The sequence below is a fragment of the Bradyrhizobium sp. SSBR45G genome (genome assembly GCF_030159255.1).
Classification (GTDB): Bacteria; Pseudomonadota; Alphaproteobacteria; order Rhizobiales; family Xanthobacteraceae; genus Bradyrhizobium.
Window position 1 is genome coordinate 132,051 of the sequence record NZ_BSCT01000016.1, and the last position, 26,120, is coordinate 158,170.

General features: G+C 66.1%; 22 protein-coding genes. 17 read left to right on the forward strand and 5 right to left on the reverse strand.

Annotated features, from left to right (window positions below):
* Window positions 1–122 precede the first annotated feature (122 nt).
* The gene (locus QQL87_RS19615) at window positions 123–1,034 is read left to right on the forward strand and encodes an amino acid ABC transporter substrate-binding protein (RefSeq protein WP_284418959.1); all 912 of its coding nucleotides are present in this window, start codon (window positions 123–125) and stop codon (window positions 1,032–1,034) included.
* 404 nt (window positions 1,035–1,438) lie between these two features.
* Here the strand turns inward: QQL87_RS19615 and ilvD are convergent, their stop codons facing one another.
* Window positions 1,439–3,277, reverse strand: coding sequence for a dihydroxy-acid dehydratase (ilvD, locus tag QQL87_RS19620; RefSeq protein WP_284418960.1), 1,839 nt, complete (start codon window positions 3,275–3,277; stop codon window positions 1,439–1,441).
* A 316-nt stretch (window positions 3,278–3,593) separates the two neighbouring features.
* Here ilvD and QQL87_RS19625 point away from each other — a divergent pair, with 316 nt between their 5' ends.
* Together QQL87_RS19625 and QQL87_RS19630 are read left to right on the forward strand one after the other, a co-directional pair.
* Window positions 3,594–3,959: a copper resistance CopC family protein gene (locus QQL87_RS19625; RefSeq protein ID WP_284418961.1), complete on the forward strand. Its 366-nt coding sequence runs from the start codon at window positions 3,594–3,596 to the stop codon at window positions 3,957–3,959.
* A gap of 9 nt (window positions 3,960–3,968) precedes the next feature.
* A complete protein-coding gene (locus QQL87_RS19630; RefSeq protein ID WP_284418963.1) occupies window positions 3,969–5,627 on the forward strand; it encodes a CopD family protein in 1,659 nt (552 codons plus the stop codon).
* Between the two features lie 6 nt (window positions 5,628–5,633).
* Here QQL87_RS19630 and QQL87_RS19635 read toward each other — a convergent pair whose 3' ends face one another.
* Window positions 5,634–6,293 (reverse strand): helix-turn-helix domain-containing protein, encoded by a 660-nt coding sequence (locus tag QQL87_RS19635; RefSeq protein ID WP_284418964.1) that lies wholly within the window; start codon window positions 6,291–6,293, stop codon window positions 5,634–5,636.
* Between the two features lie 164 nt (window positions 6,294–6,457).
* On the opposite strand from QQL87_RS19635, the gene QQL87_RS19640 reads away from it, so the two are divergent.
* From QQL87_RS19640 to QQL87_RS19665, 6 genes are all read left to right on the forward strand, one after another.
* Window positions 6,458–7,216 (forward strand): ABC transporter substrate-binding protein, encoded by a 759-nt coding sequence (locus QQL87_RS19640; RefSeq protein WP_284418965.1) that lies wholly within the window; start codon window positions 6,458–6,460, stop codon window positions 7,214–7,216.
* Between the two features lie 7 nt (window positions 7,217–7,223).
* Window positions 7,224–7,877, forward strand: coding sequence for an amino acid ABC transporter permease (locus tag QQL87_RS19645; RefSeq protein ID WP_284418966.1), 654 nt, complete (start codon window positions 7,224–7,226; stop codon window positions 7,875–7,877).
* Window positions 7,874–8,605, forward strand: coding sequence for an amino acid ABC transporter ATP-binding protein (locus QQL87_RS19650; protein WP_284418967.1), 732 nt, complete (start codon window positions 7,874–7,876; stop codon window positions 8,603–8,605). The genes QQL87_RS19645 and QQL87_RS19650 overlap by 4 nt, the downstream gene beginning before the upstream one ends.
* 17 nt (window positions 8,606–8,622) lie before the next feature.
* Window positions 8,623–9,915 (forward strand): NAD(P)/FAD-dependent oxidoreductase, encoded by a 1,293-nt coding sequence (locus QQL87_RS19655; protein WP_284418969.1) that lies wholly within the window; start codon window positions 8,623–8,625, stop codon window positions 9,913–9,915.
* 213 nt (window positions 9,916–10,128) lie between these two features.
* The gene (locus tag QQL87_RS19660; protein ID WP_284418970.1) at window positions 10,129–10,713 is read left to right on the forward strand and encodes a hypothetical protein; all 585 of its coding nucleotides are present in this window, start codon (window positions 10,129–10,131) and stop codon (window positions 10,711–10,713) included.
* Window positions 10,714–10,759: 46 nt separating this feature from the next.
* Window positions 10,760–11,437, forward strand: coding sequence for an ATP-dependent Clp protease proteolytic subunit (locus QQL87_RS19665; protein ID WP_284418971.1), 678 nt, complete (start codon window positions 10,760–10,762; stop codon window positions 11,435–11,437).
* Window positions 11,438–11,442: 5 nt separating this feature from the next.
* Here the strand turns inward: QQL87_RS19665 and QQL87_RS19670 are convergent, their stop codons facing one another.
* The 3 genes from QQL87_RS19670 to QQL87_RS19680 all read right to left on the reverse strand — a co-directional run bounded on the left by QQL87_RS19670 (window position 11,443) and on the right by QQL87_RS19680 (window position 14,133).
* Window positions 11,443–12,216, reverse strand: a complete 774-nt coding sequence (locus tag QQL87_RS19670; RefSeq protein ID WP_284418972.1) for a hypothetical protein — start codon at window positions 12,214–12,216, stop codon at window positions 11,443–11,445.
* A gap of 99 nt (window positions 12,217–12,315) precedes the next feature.
* Complete coding sequence (locus tag QQL87_RS19675) at window positions 12,316–12,825, reverse strand: DUF3455 domain-containing protein (protein WP_284418973.1); 510 nt, start codon at window positions 12,823–12,825, stop codon at window positions 12,316–12,318.
* Window positions 12,826–12,918: 93 nt separating this feature from the next.
* A complete protein-coding gene (locus tag QQL87_RS19680) occupies window positions 12,919–14,133 on the reverse strand; it encodes an NADP-dependent isocitrate dehydrogenase (protein WP_284418974.1) in 1,215 nt (404 codons plus the stop codon).
* A 300-nt stretch (window positions 14,134–14,433) separates the two neighbouring features.
* On the opposite strand from QQL87_RS19680, the gene QQL87_RS19685 reads away from it, so the two are divergent.
* The 8 genes from QQL87_RS19685 to QQL87_RS19720 all read left to right on the forward strand — a co-directional run bounded on the left by QQL87_RS19685 (window position 14,434) and on the right by QQL87_RS19720 (window position 25,962).
* Window positions 14,434–15,633 (forward strand): TrmJ/YjtD family RNA methyltransferase, encoded by a 1,200-nt coding sequence (locus QQL87_RS19685; RefSeq protein WP_284418975.1) that lies wholly within the window; start codon window positions 14,434–14,436, stop codon window positions 15,631–15,633.
* A 335-nt stretch (window positions 15,634–15,968) separates the two neighbouring features.
* Complete coding sequence (locus QQL87_RS19690) at window positions 15,969–16,796, forward strand: hypothetical protein (protein WP_284418976.1); 828 nt, start codon at window positions 15,969–15,971, stop codon at window positions 16,794–16,796.
* 250 nt (window positions 16,797–17,046) lie between these two features.
* Window positions 17,047–18,312 (forward strand): tetratricopeptide repeat protein, encoded by a 1,266-nt coding sequence (locus QQL87_RS19695; RefSeq protein ID WP_284418978.1) that lies wholly within the window; start codon window positions 17,047–17,049, stop codon window positions 18,310–18,312.
* A 462-nt stretch (window positions 18,313–18,774) separates the two neighbouring features.
* Window positions 18,775–20,478, forward strand: coding sequence for a C2 family cysteine protease (locus QQL87_RS19700; protein ID WP_284418979.1), 1,704 nt, complete (start codon window positions 18,775–18,777; stop codon window positions 20,476–20,478).
* A gap of 420 nt (window positions 20,479–20,898) precedes the next feature.
* The gene (locus QQL87_RS19705) at window positions 20,899–23,016 is read left to right on the forward strand and encodes a type I secretion system permease/ATPase (protein WP_284418980.1); all 2,118 of its coding nucleotides are present in this window, start codon (window positions 20,899–20,901) and stop codon (window positions 23,014–23,016) included.
* Window positions 23,017–23,026: 10 nt separating this feature from the next.
* Window positions 23,027–24,445, forward strand: coding sequence for an HlyD family type I secretion periplasmic adaptor subunit (locus QQL87_RS19710; protein ID WP_284418981.1), 1,419 nt, complete (start codon window positions 23,027–23,029; stop codon window positions 24,443–24,445).
* 149 nt (window positions 24,446–24,594) lie between these two features.
* Entirely contained in the window at window positions 24,595–25,713 is a 1,119-nt protein-coding gene (locus QQL87_RS19715; RefSeq protein ID WP_284418982.1) for a DUF2336 domain-containing protein, read from the forward strand.
* 24 nt (window positions 25,714–25,737) lie between these two features.
* Window positions 25,738–25,962, forward strand: a complete 225-nt coding sequence (locus tag QQL87_RS19720) for a hypothetical protein (protein ID WP_502871196.1) — start codon at window positions 25,738–25,740, stop codon at window positions 25,960–25,962.
* Window positions 25,963–26,120: the final 158 nt, after the last annotated feature.

Below are 26,120 nucleotides of genomic sequence, written 5' to 3' on the forward strand. Positions count from 1 at the left end.
GCCCGCAGGCGTGACCGGCTGCGGACAGCCAGCCAAGGTGAGGATATGCTGGCAAAATGGCAGGCTCGCTGGCGCGGTCCTTGCTTTGGTCAGGCAACGCAAATTCATGCGAAAGAGGATCTATGAAGAACGCCATTCTCGTCGTGTACGCAGTCCTGGTTGCATCGGCGCTATCAGCGCCCGCGTTTGCCGAAGAACCGACCGGCACCTTGCAGAAGGTCAAGGAGACCGGCTCCATCACCATCGGCTACCGCGAAACCTCGCTGCCGTTCTCCTATATCGACGACAGCCAGAAGCCGCTCGGCTTCGCGCTCGACATCTGCACCAAGATCATCGACGAGATCAAGGCGACGCTGAAGCTCGACAAGCTCGACGTCAAGCTGACGCCGGTGTCGTCGGCGACCCGCATTCCGCTCATCGCCAACGGCACCATCGACCTCGAATGCGCCTCGACCACCAACAATATCGAGCGCCAACGGCTGGTGTCGTTCTCCCACACCTATTTCCTCACCGCCAGCCGCTTCGTCGCCAAGACATCGAGCAGGCTCAAGACCATCGACGATCTCAAGGGCAAGACTGTCGCCTCGACCTCGGGCACCAGCAACATCAAGCAGCTGTTCGAGGCCAACACGGCGCGCCAGCTCGGCATGAACATCCTGACGGCCAAGGACAATGCCGAGGGCTTCCTGATGGTCGAGAACGGCCGCGCCGACGCCTATGTGATGGATGACATCCTGCTCGCGGGCCTCGTGGCCAGCGCCAAGACGCCGTCGGATTTCGCGATCTCGACCGATCAGTTCTCGATGCCCGAGCCCTACGGCATCATGCTGCGCAAGGACGATCCCGCCTTCAAGGCCGTTGTCGACCGCGCCACGACGAAGCTCTACACCAGCCCCGACATCGCGACGCTGTACGCGAAGTGGTTCATGACGGCCGTGCCGCCGAAGGGCGTCAACTTCAACTTCCCGATGACCCCGGTGCTGCAGAAGGCGTTTGCGCATCCGAACGATAGCGGGGATCCGAAGGCGTATTGATTGCAAACAAGTTCGCTGCTGGAATCGACGGCTGACACTTGGCTTTGAGGGGCGGGATACAATGCTGCAACAGTTCCACCCCTCACCCTGAGGAGCCCGCCGCAGGCGGGCGTCTCGAAGGGCGAGGCCCCCGACTGGGGCCTCATGGTTCGAGACGCGCCGCGCATTGCCACTGCTCATTGTCACGATCAGCTCGGCGCGGCGCTCCTCACCATGAGGGGCAAAAGCCGAGGCACTGCACACCGGACCATGAACACGCCGAGAGGCGTGTTCATGGAGAGGGGCGAGCCCGAAACCGGCGCGGTACATTGACCGTCAGCGGCCTGCTGACGGAAAGGGGAGTGAGAGCAAACGGTGATAGGATGGCACCCCGCCGGAGGCGAGGTGCCATCCTCACGCGTCAACTACTTCAAGATACGCACAGCGCCCTTGGCGGCGCTCGACGCAAACGCGGCATAGGCCTTCAGCGCGGTCGAGACCTTGCGGGCGCGCTTGGCCGGCTTCCAGGCCTGGTCCGCCTTGGCCTCCATCGCGGCGCGGCGCTTGGCGAGCTCCTCGTCGGATACCGCGAGATGGATGCTGCGGTTGGGGATGTCGATCTCGATGCGGTCGCCGTCCTGCACGAGGCCGATCAGGCCGCCCTCGGCGGCTTCCGGCGAGACGTGGCCGATCGACAGCCCCGAGGTGCCGCCGGAGAAGCGGCCGTCGGTGATCAGCGCGCACGCCTTGCCGAGGCCCTTCGACTTCAGATAGCTGGTCGGATACAGCATCTCCTGCATGCCCGGGCCGCCGCGCGGGCCTTCATAGATGATGACGACGACGTCGCCTTCCTTGATCTTGTTGGTGAGGATCGCCTCGACGGCGGCATCCTGGCTCTCCATGACGCGCGCGGGACCCGAGAACTTCAGGATCGAGGCGTCGACACCCGCGGTCTTCACGATGCAGCCATCGAGCGCGATGTTGCCGGTCAGCACGGCGAGGCCGCCGTCCTTGGAGTAGGCATGGTCGAGGTCGCGGATGCAGCCCTTCTCGCGGTCGAGATCGAGCTCCTCGTAGCGGCGGTCCTGGCTGAAGGCGACCTGGGTCGGCACGCCGCCGGGCGCGGCCATGTAGAAGTTTTTCACGCTCTCGCTGGCCGTGCGGCGGATGTCCCAGCGCTCCAGTGCTGCGCTCAGCGAGGCCGAGTGCACGCTCGGCAGCTCGGTATGCACGAGGCCGGCGCGCGCCAGCTCGCCGAGGATCGCGAGCACGCCGCCGGCGCGGTGCACGTCCTCCATGTGCACGTCGGGCACGGAGGGCGCGACCTTGCACAGCACCGGCACTTTTCGCGAGAGCCGGTCGATGTCGGTCATGCCGAAGCCGATCTCGCCCTCATGGGCGGCGGCGAGCAGATGCAGCACGGTATTGGTCGAGCCGCCCATCGCGATGTCCAGGCTCATCGCGTTCTCGAACGCCTTAAAGTTGGCGACGTTGCGCGGCAGCACGCTCGCATCGTCCTGCTCGTAATAGCGGCGGGCGAGATCCACGATCAGATGCCCGGCCTCGACGAACAGGCCACGGCGGTCGGCATGCGTCGCCAGCACCGAGCCGTTGCCGGGCAAGGACAGGCCGAGCGCCTCGGTCAGGCAGTTCATGGAGTTCGCGGTGAACATGCCCGAGCACGAGCCGCAGGTCGGGCACGCCGAACGCTCCATCACCTCGACGTCGGCGTCCGAGACCTTGTCGTCGGCCGCGCTCACCATGGCGTCGATCAGGTCGACCTTGCGCAGCTTGCCCTGGATGTTGACCTTGCCGGCCTCCATCGGCCCGCCCGAGACGAACACCGCGGGAATGTTGAGCCGCATCGCGGCCATCAGCATGCCGGGGGTGATCTTGTCGCAATTGGAGATGCAGACCATGGCATCGGCGCAGTGCGCGTTGACCATGTATTCGGTGCTGTCGGCGATCAGCTCGCGCGACGGCAGGCTGTAGAGCATGCCGTCATGGCCCATCGCGATGCCGTCATCGACCGCGATGGTGTTGAACTCCTTGGCGACGCCGCCAGCCTTCTCGATCTCGCGCGCGACCAGCTGGCCGAGATCCTTCAGATGCACATGGCCGGGCACGAACTGGGTGAACGAGTTGACGACCGCGATGATCGGCTTGCCGAAATCCTCGTTGGTCATGCCGGTGGCGCGCCACAGGCCGCGGGCGCCGGCCATGTTGCGGCCATGGGTGGAGGTGCGGGAGCGATAGGCGGGCATGGCGGTTCCTCGGATCAAGGCAATGTTGGGCCGGCGGCCGGGGACGATCCCAGCGGCCGGACGGCGGCAAATGTTGCCGGGAGGCATACAGCGAAGTGGTTGATGATTCGACCCTAAATTTCGCCGCATCGGGGATGCTTGGGGGGCAGGGCCGGGCCGCCCTGGGTACGCGGCGAAAGCGCGCGCGGGCGCTGGTCACGACTTTGTGGCTGTGTGCGGAACATGGGGCCCGCTTATATTAGAACGACAGAGTGTTGTTCGGGGCGGCTGTCGCCCCTTTGGTCCGCGTCGTCCAGCCTCCGCCCCCGCCGATCCCATGTCGTCCGTCATCCGATCCCGTCACCTGCTGTCCGTCGCCGTGGTGCTGCTGGCCATTCCCGGTGCGGCATCGGCCCACGCCATCATCGTCTCCTCGCAGCCCGCCGCGGGTGTGACCATCGACAAGGAGGCGACCGCGATCCGGCTGCGCTTCAACAGCCGCATCGATCACGCCCGCTCGCGGCTGAGGCTGCGCGCGCCGGACGGCACCGAGCAGACGCTGCAACCGGCGACCGACGCGCCGGCCGACGAGATCGATGCGCAGGCGCGCCCGCTCAGTCCCGGCGCCTGGCACCTGCATTGGCAGGTGCTCAGCGTCGACGGCCACATCACCCGCGGCGACATTCCGTTCAACGTGCGCTAGCCTCATCCCGTGGCGCTGTTTCTCGACATCTTCGGCTATCTCTCGGTGGTGCTGCGCGGGCTGACCCTGCTGGCGCAGTCCTTCACCATCGGCGGCCTCGCGTTCCAGCTTCTGCTGCTGCGTCCGCTGCAGGACCGGCTGTCCGGCGATGCGATCGTGGTCGGCAAGCGCGCCCAGCGTGTGCTGCGCCGGAGCGCGTATGGCTGGTGCGCGGTCGTCGCGGCCTCGCTCGCGGTCAACATGGGAGCGCTGACCGGCACGCTCGATCTGTCGCTGCGCGAGGCGGCGAGCGCGGATTTTGCGCGCTCCGGCATGGCCGTTGCCGCCTGCGCGCTCGGCATCGCCGCGCTCGCCCGGACCGGCGCCTGGGCCATTTGGCGCGTCGTCGTGCTGGCGGCGCTGGCCGTCACGGCGCTGCTGCTGCAGCTCAACCTGACCCATGCCGCGAGCCGGCTCGACGTGCGCTGGCCGCTGCTCTTAGCCGATTTCCTGCACATGCTGGGGGCGGGCGTCTGGATCGGCGGCCTGCCGTATTTCCTGATGGCGCTGAACGGCTGCAAGGCCGATGAAGACCTGCGGCTGATCGGACGGCGCTACTCGCTGATGTCGATGGCCTCGGTGGCGGCGATCGTGACCGGCGGCACGGTGATGGCGGTCGCCTATCTCGGCTCGTTCGCGGCGATCTACGGCACCGCCTATGGCGTGATGACCTCGGCCAAGGTCGCGATGCTCGTCATGCTGCTCGCGCTCGGCGCCGGCAACTTTTTCGCGGTGGAGCGGCTACGGCGCCGCGATCCCGCAGCGCCGCTGCTGCGGATGAAGCGCTTCGTCGAGGTCGAACTGGGCATCGGCCTGACCGTGCTCCTGACCGCGGGTTCGCTGACCTCGCTGCCCCCGGGGATCGATCTCAGCCAGGACCGGCTGAGCTGGCAGGAGATCGTCGAGCGCGCCGCGCCGCAATGGCCGCGCCTCACCAGCCCGTCCGTCGATCAGCTGACGATCTCGCAGCTGCAGGCCAAGATCGACGCGGCTGATGCGCAGCGCGTGACCGCGCCACCGGCCTATGTCCCGGGCGAAGGCGTAATCCTGCCGCGCAGCGCCGCCGATATCGCCTGGTCGGAGTACAACCACCATTGGGCCGGCATCTTCGTCGTGCTGATCGGCTTGCTCGCATTGATCGAGCGCTTCTCCTGGGGCCGCTTCGCGCGGCACTGGCCGCTGCTGTTCCTGGTGATGGCGGCGTTCCTGTTCCTGCGCGCCGACGAGATGGCCTGGCCGCTCGGCCCGGTCGGCTTCTTCGCCTCCTTGCGCGATCCCGAAGTGGCGCAGCATCGGCTGTTCGTCGTGCTGATCATCCTGTTCGGCCTGTTCGAATGGCGCGTGCGGCTGCGCGGGCAGGCGGCGGGGCGAGCGGCACTGGTGTTTCCGCTGACGGTCGCCGCCGGCGGCGCGCTGCTGATGACGCACTCGCACGCCATCGCCAACATCAAGGACCAGCTGCTGATCGAGATGAGCCACACGCCGCTGGCGCTGTGCGGCATCGCCGCCGGCTGGGCGCGCTGGCTGGAATTGCGCATGGACGGCCGCATCGGCCGCGCCGCGGCCTGGGTCTGGCCGGTGGCCTTCGTGCTGGTCGGGCTGATCCTGCTGGACTATCGCGAAGCGTGAGGCTGCTCAGGTCACGCAGTTCACCCAGAGCACCACGGCCTTGGCATCGTCGGACGGATTGGAGAAGCGGTGCGGGCGACGGCTGGCGAAACGGAAGCTGTCGCCTTGGCTGAGCGACCAGGTCTCGGCGTCGACCGTCAGCATCATCTCGCCTTCGAGCACGAGACCGGCTTCCTCGCCGTCATGGGTGTAGAGCTCGTCGCCGGTCGAGCCGCCGGGCTCCAGATACACCAGAAACAGATTGAGCTTGTTGTCGCCACCGGCTGCGCTGAGCAGCTGCTTGGAGACGCCGGTGCGCCAGAGCTTGAGCTCCGGGCGCTGCGAGCCGCGCGTGACGACCGAGTCGGAGGCCGCATCGCCGCCCGGGTTGCTCCCGAACAGCGCCGCGATGCCGACGCCGAGCACGTCGGCGAGCGTCGCCAATACGCGCAGGGATGGCGACGACAGGCCGCGCTCGATCTGGCTGAGGAAGCCGATCGACAGCGCGGTCTCCGCTGCAACGCTTTCGAGCGATAATTTCCGGGCCCGCCTGAGATCGCGGATGCGCCGGCCGACCGCGACATCCATCGCCGGCTCGACCACCTGTGCGGCCGACCGCGACGGCGTCTTGTGCTTTCCCGAAGGTCCGGCTGCACCGGGCTTGCGCAATCTCTTGCCGCCACTCACGTCAGACCGCTTCCTTCATGTGCATGAAAACAGCTTGCATCGTCGGGCGAAGTATGCCCAAATTTTCATATTGGTGAAAATAGGCCGAAACGGTGCAGCCCGCAACGGTCGCTCTCGCAAAGAGCGAGACGCGCCGCGGCAGGCCGGGCCCAGAGGGGGATGCGATGCTGTTGAAGCGTTTTGTTCAGGCGGCCTGTGCGGCGCTCGCGATGGCTGCGGTCATGCCGGCATCGGCACAGCAGGTGCTGAAGGTCGGCTCCACCCCGACCGGCATTCCCTTCACCTTCCTCGATACCAAGACCAACCAGATCCAGGGCGTGATGGTCGATCTGATGACCGAGATCGGCAAGGACGCCGGCTTCAACGTGCAGATCGAGCCGATGCAGTTCTCGGCGCTGATCCCATCCCTGACCTCCAGCAAGATCGACATCATCGCCGCGGCGATGTTCATCACTCCGCCGCGCAAGGAGGTGGTCGATTTCTCAGATCCGATCTACACCTATGGCGAGGGCCTGATCGTGCCCAAGGCCGACACCAAGGCCTATGCCTCGCAGGAGGATCTCAAGGGCGAGGTCGTCGGTGCGCAGGTCGGCACCGCGTTCGTCGATGCGTTGAAGAAATCCGGCCTGTTTTCCGAGGTCAAGGCCTACGACACCATTCCCGACATCCTGCGCGATGTGAACACCGGTCGACTCAAGGCCGGGTTCGCCGACTATCCGATCCTGGCCTACAATCTGAAGCAGGGCGCCTTTCCGGAGGCACGGCTTGTCGCCAGCTACAAGCCTGTCACGGTCGGCTCGGTCGGCATCGGCGTGCGCAAGGGCGAGACCGAGCTGCTGGGCAAGATCAACACCTCGCTTGCCAAGCTGAAGGCGAACGGGACCGTCGACAAGATTCTCGACAAATGGGGCCTCAAGGGCTGACCGGGCGATGAGCAGGTTCTGGCACGACGCCGTCGAGTTCTTCCCGATCCTGCTCAACGGCGTCGTGCTGACGATCGTGGTCACCCTGGGATCGCTGCTGCTCTCGACCGTGCTCGGACTGGTCTGGGCGATGATGCGGGTGTCCGGCAGCCGTGTGCTGTCAAGCCTGAGCGCCGGCCTGATCAACGTGATCCGCGGCATCCCGATCATCGTGCTGCTGTTCTATCTTTACTTCGTGATGCCCGATTTCGGCGTGACCCTGTCGGCGCTGCAGGCGGCCATTCTCGGCCTGGGCATTGCCTATTCGGCCTATCAGGCGGAAAACTTCCGCGCCGGCATCGAGGCGATCGACAAGGGGCAGATCGAGGCCGCGCAGTCGATCGGCATGGGCTGGTGGATGACCATGCGCCGCGTGGTGCTGCCGCAGGCGGTGCGCATCGTGCTGCCGCCCTATGGCAACGTCATGATCATGATGCTCAAGGACTCGTCGCAGGCGTCCACCATCACGGTCGCCGAGCTGGCGCTGCAGGGCAAGCTGATCGCATCCTCGACCTTCAAGAACTCGAGCGTCTTCACGCTGGTCGCGCTGATGTATCTGACTATGCGCGTGCCGCTGATCCTGCTGGTCAGGCATTTCGAGAAGCGGGCGGCGCGGCGATGATCGCGCTGTCCGACGTCCACAAGAGCTTCGGCAAGGTCGAGGTGCTCAAGGGCATTACGGCCTCGGTCGAGAAGGGCGAGGTGGTCTGCATCATCGGTCCATCGGGATCGGGCAAGTCGACCATCCTGCGCTGCATCAACGGGCTCGAAAGCTATGACCGTGGCACGATCAGCGTGGAAGGGCTGCGTGTCGATCGCGCTGCGCCGTCGATCGTGTCGATCCGCACCCAGGTCTCGATGGTGTTCCAGCGCTTCAACCTGTTCCCGCATCGCACCGCGCTCGACAATGTCATCGAAGGGCCGCTCTACGTGAAGAGGGAGCCGCGCGCGGCGGCCCTGGAGCGCGGCCGGGCGCTGCTCGCGCAGGTCGGGCTCGCCGACAAGGCCGACGTGCATCCTCCTGAGCTCTCCGGCGGCCAGCAGCAGCGCGTCGCGATCGCGCGCGCGCTCGCGATGCAGCCCAAGGCGATCCTGTTCGACGAACCGACCTCGGCGCTCGATCCGGAACTGGTCGGCGACGTGCTCGGCGTGATGCGCAAGCTGGCGGACGACGGCATGACCATGGTCGTCGTCACCCATGAGATCGGCTTTGCCCGCGAGGTCGCCGACCGCGTGCTGTTCATCGACGGCGGCGTCATCGTCGAGCAGGGCCCTGCGAAGGCGATGCTCAATCAACCGCAGCACCCACGTACGCAGGATTTTCTGCGCCGCGTGCTGCATCCGCTGTGATGTGCGCGAGATCCGTCATGACCACGTCCCACCGCCTTCCGCTGCCGCCGTCGGTCTATGCCGTGACCGCTGTTGCGGCCGTGGCAACCCCGCCGCTCGACGTCGACCGCACCGTCTCGGTTGCGATCATCGGCGGCGGCTTCACCGGTCTGTCGACGGCATTGCATCTGGCGGAGCAGGGCACCGACTGCGTGGTGCTCGAGGCGCAGGAGCCCGGTTGGGGCGCCTCAGGCAACAATGGCGGCCACACCAATCCGGGCCTGAAGCACGATCCGGATCAGATCGAGGCCGATTTCGGCGCCGATCTCGGCCGCCGCATGATCGAATTCTCCTATGGCACGACAGACTTCACCCATGACCTGATCCGCCGCTACCAGATTCCCTGCGAGGCGCGGCAGCAGGGCACGCTGCGCGCGGCCTATCATCCCGCGAGCGCGGCGGCGATCGAGCGCACGGCCGAGCAGTGCATTCGGCGCGGCATGCCGGTGGCGCTGTATGACCGCGAGAAGCTGCGCGAGGTCACCGGCAGCGACCGCTATGTCTGCGCCATGTTCGATGCGCGCGGCGGCGACCTGCATCCGCTGAACTACGCGCGCGGGCTGGCGCGTGCGGCGATCTCGGCGGGCGCCGCCGTTCATGGCGACACCCCGGCGCTGTCGCTGCGCCGCGACGGCACGCGTTGGCGGATCGAGACGCCGCACGCGGCGGTGCACGCCGACAAGGTGCTGATCGCGACGAACGGCTTCACCGACGATCTCTGGCCGGACCTGCGCCGCACTGTGATTCCGGTGTTCTCCTCGATCGCCGCGACGGCGCCGTTGCCGGATGACGTCGTGCGCGCGATCATGCCGACACGCTCGGTGCTGTATGAGAGCGGTCACATCACGGTCTACTACCGCATCGACCAGCACAACCGGCTGCTGATGGGCGGCCGCGGCCCGATGCGCTGGATCAATTCGCCTGGTGATGTCGGCTATCTCATGCGCTATGCCGAACGGCTATGGCCGCAGCTCAAGGGCATAGCCTGGACTCACGGCTGGAACAGCCGGCTCGCCATCACCAAGGATCACTATCCTCACGTGCATGAGCCCGCCGAAAGCGTCCTGATCTCGCTCGGCTGCAACGGCCGCGGCGTGGCCCTGTCAACGGCGATGGGTGGCCAGCTCGCGCGCCGGCTGATCGGCGGGGCCGGGGCCGAGATCGACATGCCCATCACAGGCATCCAGCCGATGCCGCTGCATGCCTTATGGCCGGTCGCGGTGACGGGGGCAGTGATCGCAGGCCGGCTGCGCGATCGGCTTGGCCTCTGAGCGGGGCGGGCGGGTCGCGGCCTATCCTGCGCGACGCCGCCAGGCGTGGGGCGAGGTCCGTCGAAGTACGTCAGCAGCATCAACTGGAATTGCAATCAGTGATTGAGGCTGGGATTTGTCGACATCCTGAGAATTCGCCGCCGCATCTTAGCGAAGTTTTATAGCGTTCATCCTTAGGTAGCGAACGGCTTTGTTGTCGGGGAGTGACCACAAATGACGTTCGGCAAGCGCCAGTCCGGGGTTGGTGCCACAGCTCAATCCTTCAATGTCGATATGACTGCGGCAAGGAGCCAAGTCTCCAGCCAAGTCGCCAGCCAAGCCGCGACAGAGGCGGCTGCGGCTGAGGACGCTCCGGTGAAGGGCAGTCCGATTCGGTGGGCCATCGTCATGCTGGCCTGTGGCGCCATGCTTTACGGATTCCTCGTCAACTATGGTCCGGACCTTCGGCGCGATCGCCGCCTCGCTGGAACGTGGCAACCGGCCTATGACCTGAAAGCCACCGAAGGCAGATGCAAGCGAACGAACTTCGTGATCACCTCCTGCAGCGCCAAGATCGCGTCCATCGCCCAGCCTGATCAAGCCCTCATCAACATCGATTTCTTCATGTTGTTTTCCGGGGGAGGCGGGGAGGCCCTCGTGCCGGTGCGCTCGACGGTCGATCGCGCGGCGGTCTCGATCTACTACGCAGCGGAAACGAAACTCTGGAACCGGACGCTCTCGTTCGTTTTTGGCGCCGTCATCCTGGCCCTCATGACGGTCGCTGCGGCGCTCACCTTCTGGAAATCGCTCAATCACTGACTGCGCGCTCAGAGTTCGCTCGTGCCTGGAGTTGCGGAGGCCCCTCGTGAGACTGCTCAAAGCGCTCGGCATCCTCGGCGCTGTCCTGTTGGTCTGGTGGTCCTTTCAATGGCCCTCCGACTCGGGCGACGTCGCCTCTCGGCAGATCCTGTCGATCCGGGAGGAGCCGGAGCGCATCGTGCTCGGCTGGAGCGGACCGGTGCAGGAGCCGATGAGCGAGCGCATCGGCGCGGCGCTGGATCGCTACAGGTCCGACCCGCGCCGGCTGGTGCTGCTTCTGAACTCGCCGGGCGGCTCGATCCATCATGGCCGCCTGGTCGCCGCCGCGATCCGCGGACGCGATCGGACGATCGACACTTTGGTGGAGCGAGCCGGCGTCTGCGCCTCGATGTGCGTCCCGATCTTTCTCGCCGGCGAAAGGCGGATGGCTGACCCCGAAGCCTATTTCATGTTTCATGAGGCCAGCCTGACCAGCAATGCGCGGGACGGACTGAACCGGCAGGAGATCGGCGAGGCTGAGAAAGAGGTGCTGTCGCGGATCGTGAAGACCGCCGCGACCGACGACCTGTTCCGCTACGACATCGGCATTCGTGGCGTCAGTGCCGCTTGGCTGGCCGTGATGCGCAAGAGGATCGCAGGCCGCGATGTCTGGATGAGTGCCCGGCAGCTCGTCGACGAAGGTTCCGGCATCGTCGACAATCTCGTGCGAACCTCTGGTCGATAGCTGCGCTATCGGCCCTTGCCGTCGGGCCACACGATCTCGAGATGCTCATTGTTGAAGGCAGGATCATCCTCCGAGCCCCGGCGCCAGCAGGACATTCCGGCCGGCAGCGTGCTCATGCGGATTTCCTGCCCGTCGGCTACCAGGCCGCCGAAGGCGAGCAGGTCGATGAAGCGGTTGACGAGGTCGATGATGGCAGCGCGGTGTTCGGCGCGCACGCCATGAATGCTGATGTCCGGACGGCCGAACTTGCGCATGCCGCGGGTGTGAAACCACGCCGTGCCATCCTGGTCGGGCGAGACGAAGGTGACGACATGCTGCCGTGGCTCGCAATGTCCGATGCCGAACGCCCTGGCGCGCCAGTCCGCCGGGCTCCACCATTTCAGGATCTGAGGGTCGTAGATCGCGACACCTCCGGCATCCAGGCAGAAGGTCAAGAGACCGATCACGTCGCGAAAATAGCTCAGTGTCGGCGGATCGGTGATGTCGCCTCTCACGACGAGGCAGAAGTCCTGGGCGGCGACGACCGCCGCCAGATCAGGATCCTGGGCGACGAGCCGGCTCCAGGCATGGCCGGTCCGAAACCGTGTCACCACCGCGGGGTGGACCGTCGGGCCGTAACCGGTGAGATCGAGGCCCTCCGGCACGCCGCGCGATCGATAGGTCCCCCGCGAGAACGGGCGGTCGATGTCGACCCAGCCATAGACCACATAGCAGAGGAAGGGGTTCGGACCGCCCGCGGCGAAATGCGGACGGGGCCAGTCGGCGAGGGGAGACGTCATCCACCTCCCTCCGTGGCTTGCAGCGGGAATGCGGCGCACATGGCGGACAGGCCTGGGATGTGCGCTTGAGGTCTCCCGGCGAGGCGCTGTCCCATCCGCTCACTCCTTGCGCAGGAAGACATAGTCCGCGGCGTAGGCGACGCTGCGATATTGTCCCGCGGCCTCACAGGCGCCGTCGAGCTTGCCGCCGGCCGTGTTGATCCGCTGCACGGTGGTGATGTCCGACAGCACGCCCTGGCCGCCGCGATGGGACACGACGGCGAGCTTCAGCCAGGGGATGTCATTGTCGGTGGCTCCCATCGCGGTGCCGACCACCCGCCCGCCCACGATCGAGCCGTCCTGGTGCTCCCAGCTCGGGCCGGCATAATGCCGGCCGATTGTCTTGCCGTTCTCGAACAGGGTGGCGATCGGCTCGCGAAAGGTCCAGGCGAGCTTGCCGTCGGAGCCCGCCTTGCATTCATAGACCTGCGCGCCTTCGGCGTGCAGCGTCAGGACAGCCTTCTCGCCGGCCGCGACCAGCGCGTCGGGAATCGCGGCCTCGGCCGCTGCGGCGCGGCCGGGGAGGGCCGCGAGCAGGAGCAGTGCGGGAAGTGTGAGACGTGGGTGCATCGTTGAAAATCCTCGGGTGCTGCAAATGCAAACGGGCCGCGCCGTAGCGCGACCCGTGATAGTGGCGACGATGCAAGGCGGAAGTGGGGAGGCTTACGCCGCCATCGCCTTGGTCAGGTTCTCGGCGATCTTGTCGAGGAAGCCGGTGGTCGACAGCCAGCGCTGGTCGGCGCCGACCAGCAGCGCCAGGTCCTTGGTCATGTAGCCGGCCTCGACGGTGTCGACGCAGACCTTCTCCAGGGTGGAGGCGAACTTGGCGAGCTCGGCATTGTTGTCGAGCTTGGCGCGGTGGGACAGGCCACGGGTCCAGGCGAAGATCGAGGCGATCGAGTTGGTCGAGGTCTCCTTGCCCTTCTGGTGCTCGCGGAAATGGCGGGTCACCGTGCCGTGGGCGGCCTCGGCCTCCATGGTCTGGCCGTCCGGGGTCATCAGCACGGAGGTCATCAGGCCGAGCGAGCCGTAGCCCTGGGCCACGGTGTCGGACTGCACGTCGCCGTCATAGTTCTTGCAGGCCCAGACATAGCCGCCCGACCATTTCAGCGCCGCCGCGACCATGTCGTCGATCAGGCGGTGCTCATAGGTGATCTTCTTGGCCTCGAACTTGTCCTTGAACTCGTTCTCGTACACCTCCTGGAAGATGTCCTTGAAGCGGCCGTCATAGACCTTCAGGATCGTGTTCTTGGTCGACAGGTAGACCGAGTAGTTCTTGGAGAGGCCCATGTTGAGCGAGGCGCGGGCGAAGTCGTAGATCGACTCGTCGAGATTATACATCTCCATCGCGATGCCCGGGCCGGGCGCCTTGAAGACTTCCTTCTCGATCACGGTGCCGTCGTCGCCGACGAACTTCATCGTCAGGACGCCCTTGCCGGGGAATTTGAAGTCGGTGGCGCGGTACTGGTCGCCATAGGCGTGGCGGCCGATGATGATCGGCTTGGTCCAGCCGGGGACGAGGCGCGGCACGTTCTTGCAGATGATCGGCTCGCGGAACACGACGCCGCCAAGGATGTTGCGGATGGTGCCGTTCGGCGACTTCCACATCTCCTTGAGGCCGAACTCCTTCACGCGCGCTTCGTCGGGGGTGATGGTCGCGCACTTCACGCCGACGCCGACCTTCTTGATGGCGTTGGCCGCATCGATCGTGATCTGGTCGTTGGTCTTGTCGCGGCTCTCCATCCCCAGGTCGTAATACTGCAGCTCGATGTCAAGGAACGGGTTGATCAGCTTATCCTTGATGTACTGCCAGATGATCCGGGTCATCTCGTCGCCGTCGAGCTCGACGACCGGGTTGGTCACCTTGATTTTTGCCATGATCGATGGGGCCTTCTTGGGAACAGCGCGCCAGGAATGGAAAGCGCTTGTGAAATCAAGCGCGTCATAGCACTGCTGCACCGCGGGCGGAAGCGCACCCGGTATGCGCCCGGTGCTGAATTTCGCATCGTGCCCATGCCGTCGGCGTTGGCGGCCGGGCGAGCTGCCTGCCGTTTCGGCCAAACCGCAAAATTTCGGGCTAAGCCGATTATTTTGCTTGAGAATTCTTGCCGGCCGGGCCAACGGAGCGGGCGGGGCGCGCGTCGGCGCCTCACGTGAGATGGAAGTTGAGGACCGATCGTGTCGGGCACCGACAAGACCAAGACGGGCGTTGAGATCGCAGGACCGGTGGTGATCCTGGTCGAGCCGCAGCTCGGCGAGAACATCGGCATGGCCGCGCGCGCCATGGGGAATTTCGCACTGTCCGAGCTGCGCCTCGTCAACCCGCGCGACGGCTGGCCGAACATCGCAGCCCAACGGGCGGCGGCCGGGGCCGACCACATCATCAATCACGTCCGGCTGTTCGAGACCTTGCCGGAGGCGATCGCCGATCTCGACCTGGTGTTCGCGACCACCGCCCGGTCGCACGACCAGGCCAAGCCGGTGATGGGGCCGGAGGGGGCGGCCCGGGAGATGCAGGGCCACATCGCCGGCGGCGGCCGGGCCGGCATCCTGTTCGGCCGCGAGCGCGCCGGCCTGACCAACGAGGAGGTCGCCCGCGCCAACCGCATCATCACCTATCCGGTCAATCCGGGCTTCGCCTCGCTGAACCTCGCCCAGGCCGTGCTGCTGATGGGCTACGAATGGTTCAAGCTGGCGACCTCTGGCGCGCTGCCGTTCGCGATGCCGGAGCGCTCCGAGCGGTCGTCCCAGGGCCAGATGGAAGCGTTCTTCGAGAACCTGGTGCGCGAGCTCGACCGGGTCGAATTCCTGCGCCCGGCCGAGAAGCGCGAGACCATGCTGGTCAATCTGCGCAACATCTTCTTCCGCATGGAGCCGTCGCGGCAGGACATCCACACCCTGCACGGGGTGGTCATGGCGATCGCCGAGGGGCGCAAGGGGCCGGCGAAGGGCGGCGTGCTCGACAGCGAGCAGGCGACGCGGCTGCGCGCCTTGATCGCCGAGCAGGGCACGGTCGCCAACCTGCCGGATTCGCGCGGCTCGCTGCGCGGGCTGGCGCGGCTGCTCCGCCGCAATCCGACCGATGCCGAGCGGGCGCTGTGGCACGCGCTGTCGCGCGACCGCCGCTTCGCCGGCCAGTTCAAGCGCCAGACCCCGGTCGGCCGTCACATCCCGGACTTCGTCTCCTTCATCCACCGCCTTGCGATCGAGCTGGTCGGCCCCGACGAGAGCGAGGGCGTGGTGGCGGATCGCGCCCAGCGACGGGCGTGGCTGGAAAGCCGCGACTATCGCGTCACCGAGGTGAGGGCGGCGGAGGTCGAGGCCAATCTGGAGGCCGAGCTGGTCAGGCTGCAGGCGCTGATCGCCGAGGCGAAGTAGCCGACCCGTGCGAGCTGCCGCCTCGACCGGCCGCCGCGTCTTTGTCCCCGGTGATCAGAATCATCGAATGCCTCGCGGGCTGGGTGGCGAGCTCGCTTGCAGCGCTGCGCCCGCTGCGGACGGCCTTGGTCAAGCCTGACAGATCGCGCAATCGCCGATTGAAACGTCGCCCGGATCACAAGGCGGGAGACGTTGATGACGCCTGACGCGTGCGCGAGTCTGAGATCGCGTTTACAGCGGCTGAAGGATGATTTCTGAATGCAATCTCGGATTGTGGCCCGACCGATCGGCTTTGGTTAGATCGCTGCACGATTGGCGATACCAAGGGGGAATTCATGGCTAGGCAGCGATGGCGCTTGTTTCTGGGTTGTGCGCTGATCATCGGCGCGATCTTTGGCTTGTCGGCGAGTGCGCAATCCGCAGCCGCGCAGCGGTCCACGACTACGACGGGTCTCGGCGTCGACGAGCGCATTGCCGAATTCACGAAGGTGATCGAGCGCAGCAAGCCGGCGACGCCGCAGGTGCTCAAGGCCCGTTTCGCGCGGGCGGCGGCCTATCTTCGCAAGGGAGATGTCGATCACGCCATCGACGACTACAAGCTCGTCATTCAGCAGTCCTCGGCCGATCTTCTAGCGGCCTTCAATCACGCCGCTCCTCATCTGCACCAAAGCGAACCGCCGCCGACGTCGGCGCGCGATGATTTACGTTCGCAAGCCCATCGCGCACTGGGCATTGCAAGTTTCCAGGCCGGTCTGCTCGAGCAGTCGCAGGACGAATTCAGACGGCTGAGCGAGATGGATCCGCAGAATGCCGAGGCGGCCCTGTGGCTGGATCTCGCCCGCCGCCGCGCCGGCCTGCCGAGCGACCTCGCCGACCGGGCGAAGCGGCTCGACATGCGCAAATGGCCGGCGCCGATCGTTCGTCTCTTCCTCGGGCAGGAGACGACAGAGGCCGTGCTCGCGGCGGCCAACCGCGATGATCCTGCGATGCGCACGGCTCGGCGATGCGAGGCGAGCTTCTTCGCCGGCGAGCTGATGCTTGAGCAGAGCCGCGAGACCGACGCCATGCGGCTGATCGACCGGGCACTCGCCGAGTGCTCCTGGACGTCGCCAGAGCGATCGGTCGCCGAAGCGGAGGCGCGCGTTCTTCGCGTCATGCCGTGAGCTACCGCGCAGGCCCGCCTCCTGCGCGCCGGGGGAGGTTGGCGCCGGGCGCCATTCCCGCCATCCAGCCGGCCCGCTGTGAGTGGTGGCAGATTCCGGACTTCGTCACCATCCGTCGGTCACGCGAGCAAGCTCAGGCTGCGGGCACTGATCGCGGCGCGGACATAGCCGACGCCCCTTGGCTTGCCGCACCGCGTTGTCGGGCCGGACCTTCGCTGGTATCCTGATCGGCGAACGGGCAGGGGGGGTCATGACGGAGACTTGGCGGGGGCGGGTGATCCCAGCGGCCTTGGCGCTGGCTGTTGCAGCGTCCCTCTCGATGGGCGTTGCACGCGCGCAAGCGCACTCGAGTGCGACGTGCGGCAACGAGGGAAATCTGAGCCTGGACGACCGGATCGTTGGCTGCACGGCCGTGATCGAAGCGGCGGCCGCCAGGCAGCAAAGCGATGCTTTTGCCCGGCTCCGGCGCGCCGAGGCCTACGCCTTGAAAGGGCAGCTGGACCTCGCAATCGCGGACTATGACCGGATCATCGAACGCGATCCCAACGATGTGGCCGCCAGGCTCCGGCGCGCGTCTGTCCATCTGCTTCAGCGCGACCCGGAGGCTGCGACTGCTGATTTCGACAAGATCATTGCGACCGATCGCAGGAACGTCGATGCACTTATCGGACGTGCCATGCTTCGCTTTGCCAAGCGAGACTTCGACGGCGCGGTTGCTGACTATGGACAGGCCCTGCGGGTCCATCCGGAGAATCTCACGGCCTATGTCGGCCGCAGTCGGGCCTACAGGAGCATGCGGGATCTCGATCGCGCGATGGACGACTGCAGCAAGGCGATCGAGATCGGTCCGCAGCGGGACGATGGTTACGTTTGCAGAGGCGAAATCTATCTCTCCAAAAGCGATCTCGATCGCGCCGTCGCGGATTTCGAGCGGGCCATCCAGGTCGATGCAAAAAGCTCGCGCGGATTTGCCGGCATGGCCATCGTGCAGCAGCGCCGAGGAGAGATCGACGCCGCCATGGCCAGTCTCAATCAGGCCATTGGGCTTGACCCGAAGAATTTCGGCCTCTACCGCAGCCGCGCCTTTCTGTACCTCGAAATCGGCGACGTGCAGGACGCTGCGAGCGATTTCAGTCGATCACTGGAGCCGAATCCAAGAGATCGCTACGTTCAACTCTGGCTGGACGTCGCGCGCCGACGCAGCGCCCAGCCGAGCCAGCTTGCCGAAGTTGCCAAGGGCCTCAATCTGTCGGCCTGGCCGGGACCGATCATCAGGTTTTATCTCGGCGAGATCACCTTCAGCGAGCTGATGTCGAAGGCCGACGATCCTGATCCATCGAAACTCAATGGGCAGATGTGTACGGCCAATTATTTCGCCGGCGAGTTCGCGCTGGCCGAGAAGGACCAGGGCAAGGCTGCCAAACTTCTCGGGGAGGCGGTGAATATCTGTCCTGACGGCTTCGCCGCGTCGACAGTGGCACGAGCTGAACTCCGCTCGCTCGGTACGAATCCATGATCAGCCGTGGGTCTCAAGTTGGCGACTGTCCTGTCGGGGGCGAACGTCACGGAGCGAGCTTGGAGATTGAGACCGGTCCCGACGAGCTCACATGCGCGGGCGTCCGTAAGCGTTCACCCCGTCATTGCGAGCGTAGCGAAGCAATCCAGAGTCGTGGGCGGGATCCTGGATTGCTTCGCTGCGCTCGCAATGACGGAGCAAGCCGAAGCAGCGGGGCACATCGGCGGCAGCACGCGCCCGGCCCGGACGAGCGAGCCCGTATGAATACGGACTCCGTATCATTTGCTGCCGATCCGTAAATTCCTACCGATCGAACGGTCAAACCATACTGTTGATCGCGACAAATTTCTAAAATTCGAACGGATCATGCAGCTTCACGGCAAGGGCTGGTGCGAACGATGGGAACCCGATCGCGATGCCGATCACGACAAAGACCCCATCGTTCACGGAGAGCCTCGACCAATGCCGATCCAGCCGCAGGGCTTACGTAAGCCGCAAGCCGACCAGACCAGCGACCAGACCGGATTCTTCGAGAACGACAGCTGGCTCACACCCGATCTGACCCCGCTGTGGCTGGCCAACCAGGCTGCCGCGGCCCCGGCGCCTGCCACCCCGGCTGCGGATTCGTCGGCAACCATCGCGCTCTATGGCAATTTCTGTAGCGTCGCCGCGACCGTGACCACGGCGTCGTCCTCGACCACGAGCGGGAGCACGACCACCTCCACCTCGACAGTCGCCGCCACGTCCACCACCAAGACGGCGGCGCCGGCCTGGGTGAGCACGCTCACCAATGCCGCGATCAAGGCCGACATGACGGCGGCCATCACCAACGGCACCGTCACCTATGCCGGCCTGCTCAAGGTCTTCACCGACATCGACGCGTCGCTGGCTGCGACCAAGACCAAGCTGAGCGCCAGCCAGCTCGCCGATCTCAAGACCATCGCCGCCAATCTCAACAACGGCGTCTCGACCTCGAGCTACCTGACCTACATCACGCAGGCGTTCGTCAATGGCAATGCCGCGAACGCGACCTGGACCGGCGGCGCCGCCAGCTCGGTCGCGCTCGGCAACCTTGCAGCGAACGCCACCGAGCTGCAATTCGCCGAGCTGATCGGCAAATGGTTCCTCGGCACCGACCTGCCGTCGTCGAAGGTGATCCTCGGCAACACCCAGTTCTCGGTGTCCTACAGCAACTCGACCAAGCCGCTGTTCGCGGCCGCCGGCGCCAGCATCAACGACATCAACCAGGGCTATCTGGGCGACTGCTATCTGCTCGCGGGCCTCGCCGAGGTTGCTTACAAGGAGCAGTCGGTCATCTCGTCGATGTTCACGGCGAACGGCAACGGCACCTACGGCGTGCGCTTCTACGTCAACGGCGCCGCGCGCTACGTTACCGTCAACAGTGCGCTCGCCAATGGCGGCACCATTTTCAACAATGGCGGCAGCGACATCTGGGCGAGCCTCGCCGAGAAGGCCTATGCCGAGCTGCAGGCCAGCGGCGTCTACACTGGAAACTCCATCAACTACGGCAATTCCTACACCACGATCGGCAATGGCGGCGCGCCCGAGATCGCGCTGGAGGCGATCACCGGCGCCAGCCAGATCACCGACTTCCGCGCCATGGGCGGCTCCTGGGGCAAGGTGGTCTACAACTCGTCCTTCGGCGTGACCGGCTACACCACTGGCAATGCCACATCGAGCGTGCTGGCGACCATCGCGGCCAGCCTCGCCGCGGGGGACGACGTCATCCTGTCGTCCTACACCAACGCCAAGGATTCGACCGGCAAGACCACGCTGGTGGCGAGCCATGCGATGTCGATCTACGGCTACAACAGCGCCAATGGCATGCTGCAGGTCCGCAATCCCTGGGGCTCGGCGAATGGTCAGTATTGGCAGACCACCTTCGAGGTCAGCCTCGCCACTCTGCTGGCGGCCGGCGACACCATCACCATCGACAATGTCGGCGATGCCAAGAAGATCGCGTCGGCGACGACCACGACCTCGTCGGGGCTGAAGCTGACCTCCGATGTCAACGACCTTGCGGGCACAGCCTCCGGCTTCGTCCAGGCGATCGCATCGCTCACAGATGGCGGTTCGTCGAACATCGCGTTCACGCAAGGCCTGGCCTCGCAGCAGCGCACGCTGGCGATGCCGATGGCGGCGTGATGCTCAGGTAGCGCGATCCGTCGAGCCTCTCCATGAGCACGCTCCTTGCGGCCGATGTGCTGCGCCGTCTCGAGCGCGCAACCCTCATGGTGAGGAGGCGCGTAGCGCCGTCTCGAACCATGAGGCCCGGGCAGCCGGCCTCGCCCTTCGAGACGCCCGCCTCTGGCGGGCTCCTCAGGGTGAGGAGCGAGAGTCGCGTGCTCAGGCTAATTTGGAGTGGCGGCTCGGCGCTTGACCCCTCATGGTGAGGAGCCCGCCAAAAGGCGGGCGTCTCGAACGATGAGGCCCGTCTGCTCGCGCCCCCTCCGTAGCGGCGCGGGGACGCGTGCATCACCCGTTAAGCATCCGATTTAACGCCATGCCAACGCGGGCCTCGGAGGGTGTCGGCGGGGACGTCGGACCGAGAGGCGGGATCAGTCGATGAAGGCGTGTACGGATCAGGGCGCATGGGCGCTGGCGCTGTCATTGCATCTGCTCGGCATCGTCGCCGATCCCGGCCGCATCCAGCACGAGGCCGGCCGCAGCGACGCGCTGACAGTCGATGACCTGCTGCGTGCGACCGCGCGGTTTCCCGTCAAGGCCAAGCTCGTCACCTCGAAGGTCGCGCGGCTGAAGAGCACGCCGCTGCCGACGGTTACGGTGCTCAAGGACGGCGGCTTCGCCGTGATCGGCAAGGTGACGGAGACCGGCGTCCTGATCCAGGGGCTGAACGACGCGGGACCGCGCCTGCTGACCTTTGCCGAGTTCGAGGCGATCTGGTCCGGCAAGCTGATCCTGATCGCCAAGCGCGCGGAGCTGTCGGATACGGCGCGCCGGTTCAATTTCAGCTGGTTCGTCGCCGCGATCGGAAAATATCGCCGCATCCTGATCGAGGTGCTGCTGGCCTCGTTCGTGATCCAGCTGTTCGGCCTGGCAACGCCGATGATCTTCCAGGTCGTGATCGACAAGGTGCTGGTGCATCGCGGCCTCTCGACGCTGGAGGTGATGGTCGCCGGCCTCGCGCTGATCGCTTTGTTCGAGGCGGTGCTGTCGGGCCTGCGCACCTATCTGTTCACGCACACCTCCAACCGCATCGACGTCGAGCTTGGCGCGCGGCTGTTCCGGCATCTGATGCGGCTGCCGCTGGCCTATTTCGAGAGCCGCCGCGTCGGCGACAGCGTCGCGCGGGTGCGCGAGCTCGAGACCATCCGGCAGTTCATCACCTCGTCGTCAATCACCCTGGTGCTTGATCTCGCCTTCGCCGCGGTCTTCATCGGTGTGATGTTCCTCTACAGCGCGACGCTCGCCTGGATCGTCTGCGCGACCTTGCCGGTCTATGCGCTGCTGTCGCTTGCCACCACGCCGGCGTTCCGCACCCGGCTCGACGAAAAATTCCGCCGCGGCGCCGAGAACCAGGCGTTCCTGGTCGAGAGCGTCACCGGCGTCGAGACCATCAAGGCGATGGCGGTCGAGCCGTTGATGCAGCGGCGCTGGGAGGAGCAACTCGCGAGCTATGTCGGTGCTTCCTTCTCTGCGTCGCAGATCGGCAATTGGGCGAGCCAGGCCGCGAGCCTGCTCAACAAGGGCGTCGGCGCGCTGACCCTGTTCGTCGGCGCCGGCCTCGTGATCGCGAACAAGATGACCGTCGGCGAGCTCGTCGCCTTCAACATGCTGGCGAACCAGGTCTCCGGTCCGGTGCTGAGGCTCGTACAGGTCTGGCAGGATTTTCATCAGGTGCGGCTGTCGGTCGAGCGGCTCGGCGACATCCTCAACACGCCGGTCGAGGCGCATGGCGGCGGCGCCGAGCAGAACCTGCCGCCGCTCGAGGGCGCGATCGAGTTCGAGCGCGTGACCTTCCGCTACGGCCTCAACACCCAGCCGGTGTTGCGCGACGTGTCCTTGAAGATCGGGGCAGGGCAGGTGGTCGGCATCGTCGGCCCGTCCGGCTCGGGCAAGAGTACGATCGCCAAGCTGGCGCAGCGGCTGTACCAGCCGGAAGCCGGCCGCGTGCTGGTCGACGGCATCGATACCGCGGTACTCGATCCGTCCTGGCTGCGCCGCCAGATCGGCGTGGTGCTGCAGGAGAACGTGCTGTTCAACCGCTCGGTGCGCGACAACATCGCGCTGGCCGACCCTGCGCTGCCGATGGAGAAGGTCGTGGAGGCGGCGAAGCTCGCCGGCGCGCATGAGTTCATCTGCCGGATGCCGCAGGGCTATGACACGGTGATCGGCGAGCGCGGCGTGTCGCTGTCCGGCGGCCAGCGCCAGCGCATCGCGATCGCGCGCGCGCTGGTCGGCGATCCCCGCATCCTCATTTTCGACGAGGCGACCTCGGCGCTGGACTACGAGTCCGAGAGCATCATCCAGTCCAACATGCGCGACATCGTGCGCGGCCGAACCGTGCTGATCATCGCGCACCGGCTGTCGACGGTGCGCAGCGCCGACCGCATCCTGACGATCGAGAACGGCGTCATCATCGAGGACGGCACGCACGAGCAACTGGTGGCCGGCGGCGGCCGCTATGCGACGCTGCACCGGATCCAGTCCGCGGGCCGCTGAGGAGAAGGCAATGACGACACCTGCAAGCCTTCTGCGTGGCCTCTCGCTCGGCGGCACGACATCCGAGCGCGAATTCCTTCCCGCCGCCCTGGAGATCACGGAGACACCGCCCAATCCGCTCGGACGCATGACCGCCCTGGCGCTGTGCACGGTGACCTTCGCCGCGCTTGGCTGGGCCGTGCTCGGCAAGGTCGATATCGTCGCGGTTGCCAGCGGCAAGGTGATCTCGCATACCCGCACCCAGGTCGTGCAGCCGTTCGAGACGGCGAGCGTCAAGACGGTGCTGGTGCAGCCCGGCCAGCGCGTGCGTGCCGGCGATGCGCTGATCGAGCTCGACAAGACGGCGGTGACGGCGGAAGCCGATCGCGCCCGCAGCGATCTGATCGCGAGCCTGCTCGACGAGGTCCGGCTGGCAGCCTTTCTCGACGGCGTGACGAGCGCGCCGTTCGACCTCGTGGTCGGCGCCGCGCCGCTCGACCGCGCCCGTGCCCAGGCCCAGCTCACGGCGCAGATGGCGATGCGCGCCAGCCAACTCGCGGCACTGGCGCAGGAGCGCGCGCAGCACATTGCCGAGCGCGAGGCGCTGCAGCAGACCGTTGCCAAATTCGAGCAGACCCTGCCGATGGTCGCCCAGCGCGCCGACATCCGCATCAAGGCGAGCGAGATCGGCAATGCCTCGATCATCGCCCGGCTGGAGAGCCAGCAGCTGCTGGTCGAGACCCGCTCGGAGCTCGAGATCAACAAGGCCAAGATCGTCGCGCTCGACGCCACCATCGCCGGGCTCGATCAGAAGATAGCGGCGACCGAGGCTGACATGCGCGACAAGGCGATGCGCGATCTCGCCACCGCGCGCGAGCGCGCCCGCGCCGCCGGCGAGGCGCTGACCAAGGCGACGCGCCGCGCCGATCTGCAGACGCTGCGCGCGCCGATCGACGGCACGGTGCAGCAGATGCACATTGCCGCGGCCGGCACCGTGGTGACACCGGCGCAGCAGCTGCTGTCCGTCGTTCCCGACGACGACAGGATCGAGGTCGAGGCCGTGGTCGAGAACCGCGACGTCGGCTTCGTCGAGGCCGGCCAGCGCGTCGAGCTCAAGGTCGATGCCTTCCCGTTCACGCGCTATGGCCTGCTCGGCGGCAAGGTGACCTCGGTCGATCGCGACGCCGAGGCCGCGCCGGTCAATCCCAATGGCGTGCAGGGCGCCGAGCGCCAGGCCGACCAGACCGATCGCGTCGAGGCCAGCGAGCGGCTGCGCTACATGGTCCACATCACGCTTGACCGCGCCACGCTCGACATCGACGGCCGCGCCGCCGCGCTGGTGCCGGGCATGTCGGTCAAGGCCGAGATCCTGACCGGCAAGCGGCGTATCATCGACTTCCTGCTGGCCCCCTTGCGCGAGCACGTCCACGACGCGATGCGCGAGCGCTGAGGCGGCGGATGCTCGCGCATGCTTAAGCGGGCATTCGGCATTTGAACGAAAAGGCAGCTCAAATGCTGCTCCGTGAAGTTACGGAAATCTCGCGCTCCGTCGCTATCTTGCCGCATTCCTTTTTTCGTTGCGGCTTTGCGGTTCTCATCATGAACGAAACCAGATCTGTCTTGCGCGACCTCGAAGACGCCATCGCGCGAGGCACGGCCGACAGCCGTGAGCGGGCGCTTTGGCACGCCACCGATCTTCTGATCGCAGGACGCTATTGTGACGAGGAGATCGCGACCTTCGGCGAGGTGATCGGCCGGCTCGCCGACGAGATCGAGGTCGAAGCCCGCGCCAAGCTCGCCGACCGCCTCGCCAGGATCGAGTATTCGCCGTCCAGCGTCATCCGCAAGCTCGCCTTCGATGACGAGATCTGGGTCGCAGGCCCCGTGCTGCGCGAGTCCGAACGGCTTGATGACGCCGCGCTGGTCGAGAACGCCAGCACCAAGAGCCAGGAGCATCTGCTCGCAATCGCCGCGCGCAAGAGCCTGAGCCCGGCCGTGACCGACGTGCTGGCGACGCGCGGCAACCGCGAGGTCGCCACGGCAGTGGCGCGCAATCACGGCGCGCAGTTCTCCGGCTCGGGCTTCCTGCACATGGTGAAGCGGGCTGAGAACGACTCCATCCTGGCCGAGCATCTCGGCCGACGGCTGGACATCCCCAGGCATCTGTTCCAGCAACTGATCGCCAAGGCCTCCGACGACGTCGGCAAGCGGCTCGCCAGCGAGCGGCCGGAGCTGCTCGGCGAGATCCACAGCTCGGTCGCCAACATCGCCGGCGATCTGCAGTCCAAGTTCGGTCCGGGCTCGCGCAACTACTTCGTCGCCAAGCGCACCGTGACGATCCAGCATCGCCACGGCAATCTGCACGAGAGCACCATCGCCGGCTACGCGACGACGCACAAGGTGGACGAGGTCACGATCGGGCTCGCGCTGCTGTCGGGCCTGCCGGTCGACGTCGTCGATCGCGCCCTGTTCGATCGCGACCGCGAGGTGCTGCTGATGCTGGCAAAGGCGCTCGGCTTCAGCTGGGATACGATGATGGCGCTGGCGTTCCTCGGCGCGCGCGACCACCGCATCACCGCCGGTGAGCTGCAGGAGCTGGAGCGCGACTACGCGAAGCTTCAGGCGCAGACCTCGCGCAGCGTGCTCGAATTCTACCAGTCGCGCAAGAATCCCGGCAAGGGCGGCACGGTGCCTGTACCGCGCGCCGCGGCGTTTTGACCGTCGTGAGAAAGGTGATTGCGGATGAATGGCATGGGACTTCGTCTTCGCCGTGAGCCGGCGACGGGCCGCCGCGAGGCCCCGGCGGATGGTGCCGCCGTCGATGCAGCCTGGCACGTGCTGGAGGCGGCGAATGAGCTCGGCGACGAGGCGACTGTGGCGGCCTGCCGCCGCCTCATCGATTCGAGCCTGAACGGCACCGTCGCCGATCAGGCCGACATGCAGCTGGTGACGGACTACTTCCGCTAGATCTTGCTAGTCCGGTCCGTTCCAACGGCAGGGCGACTGCTTTTGGATCCCGATGCGTGCGGCCCCACGGTCCACGCAAGGAACGCTCAATCTCTCCCCGTCCTTGCGAGCGCAGCGAAGCAATCCAGGGTGGTGGGCGGGACTCTGGATTGCTTCGC

Bases quoted from the DNA above. Each gene is read 5' to 3' on its own strand.
- QQL87_RS19710 (WP_284418981.1), top strand. From the start codon at position 23,027: ATGACGACACCTGCAAGCCTTCTGCGTGGCCTCTCGCTCGGCGGCACG.
- QQL87_RS19625 (WP_284418961.1), top strand. From the start codon at position 3,594: ATGTCGTCCGTCATCCGATCCCGTCACCTGCTGTCCGTCGCCGTGGTG.
- ilvD (WP_284418960.1), bottom strand. From the start codon at position 3,277: ATGCCCGCCTATCGCTCCCGCACCTCCACCCATGGCCGCAACATGGCC.
- QQL87_RS19705 (WP_284418980.1), top strand. From the start codon at position 20,899: ATGAAGGCGTGTACGGATCAGGGCGCATGGGCGCTGGCGCTGTCATTG.
- QQL87_RS19690 (WP_284418976.1), top strand. From the start codon at position 15,969: ATGGCTAGGCAGCGATGGCGCTTGTTTCTGGGTTGTGCGCTGATCATC.
- QQL87_RS19670 (WP_284418972.1), bottom strand. From the start codon at position 12,216: ATGACGTCTCCCCTCGCCGACTGGCCCCGTCCGCATTTCGCCGCGGGC.
- QQL87_RS19680 (WP_284418974.1), bottom strand. From the start codon at position 14,133: ATGGCAAAAATCAAGGTGACCAACCCGGTCGTCGAGCTCGACGGCGAC.
- QQL87_RS19700 (WP_284418979.1), top strand. From the start codon at position 18,775: ATGCCGATCCAGCCGCAGGGCTTACGTAAGCCGCAAGCCGACCAGACC.
- QQL87_RS19675 (WP_284418973.1), bottom strand. From the start codon at position 12,825: ATGCACCCACGTCTCACACTTCCCGCACTGCTCCTGCTCGCGGCCCTC.
- QQL87_RS19655 (WP_284418969.1), top strand. From the start codon at position 8,623: ATGACCACGTCCCACCGCCTTCCGCTGCCGCCGTCGGTCTATGCCGTG.
- QQL87_RS19660 (WP_284418970.1), top strand. From the start codon at position 10,129: ATGACGTTCGGCAAGCGCCAGTCCGGGGTTGGTGCCACAGCTCAATCC.
- QQL87_RS19615 (WP_284418959.1), top strand. From the start codon at position 123: ATGAAGAACGCCATTCTCGTCGTGTACGCAGTCCTGGTTGCATCGGCG.
- QQL87_RS19640 (WP_284418965.1), top strand. From the start codon at position 6,458: ATGCTGTTGAAGCGTTTTGTTCAGGCGGCCTGTGCGGCGCTCGCGATG.
- QQL87_RS19645 (WP_284418966.1), top strand. From the start codon at position 7,224: ATGAGCAGGTTCTGGCACGACGCCGTCGAGTTCTTCCCGATCCTGCTC.
- QQL87_RS19695 (WP_284418978.1), top strand. From the start codon at position 17,047: ATGACGGAGACTTGGCGGGGGCGGGTGATCCCAGCGGCCTTGGCGCTG.
- QQL87_RS19650 (WP_284418967.1), top strand. From the start codon at position 7,874: ATGATCGCGCTGTCCGACGTCCACAAGAGCTTCGGCAAGGTCGAGGTG.
- QQL87_RS19715 (WP_284418982.1), top strand. From the start codon at position 24,595: ATGAACGAAACCAGATCTGTCTTGCGCGACCTCGAAGACGCCATCGCG.
- QQL87_RS19720 (WP_502871196.1), top strand. From the start codon at position 25,738: ATGAATGGCATGGGACTTCGTCTTCGCCGTGAGCCGGCGACGGGCCGC.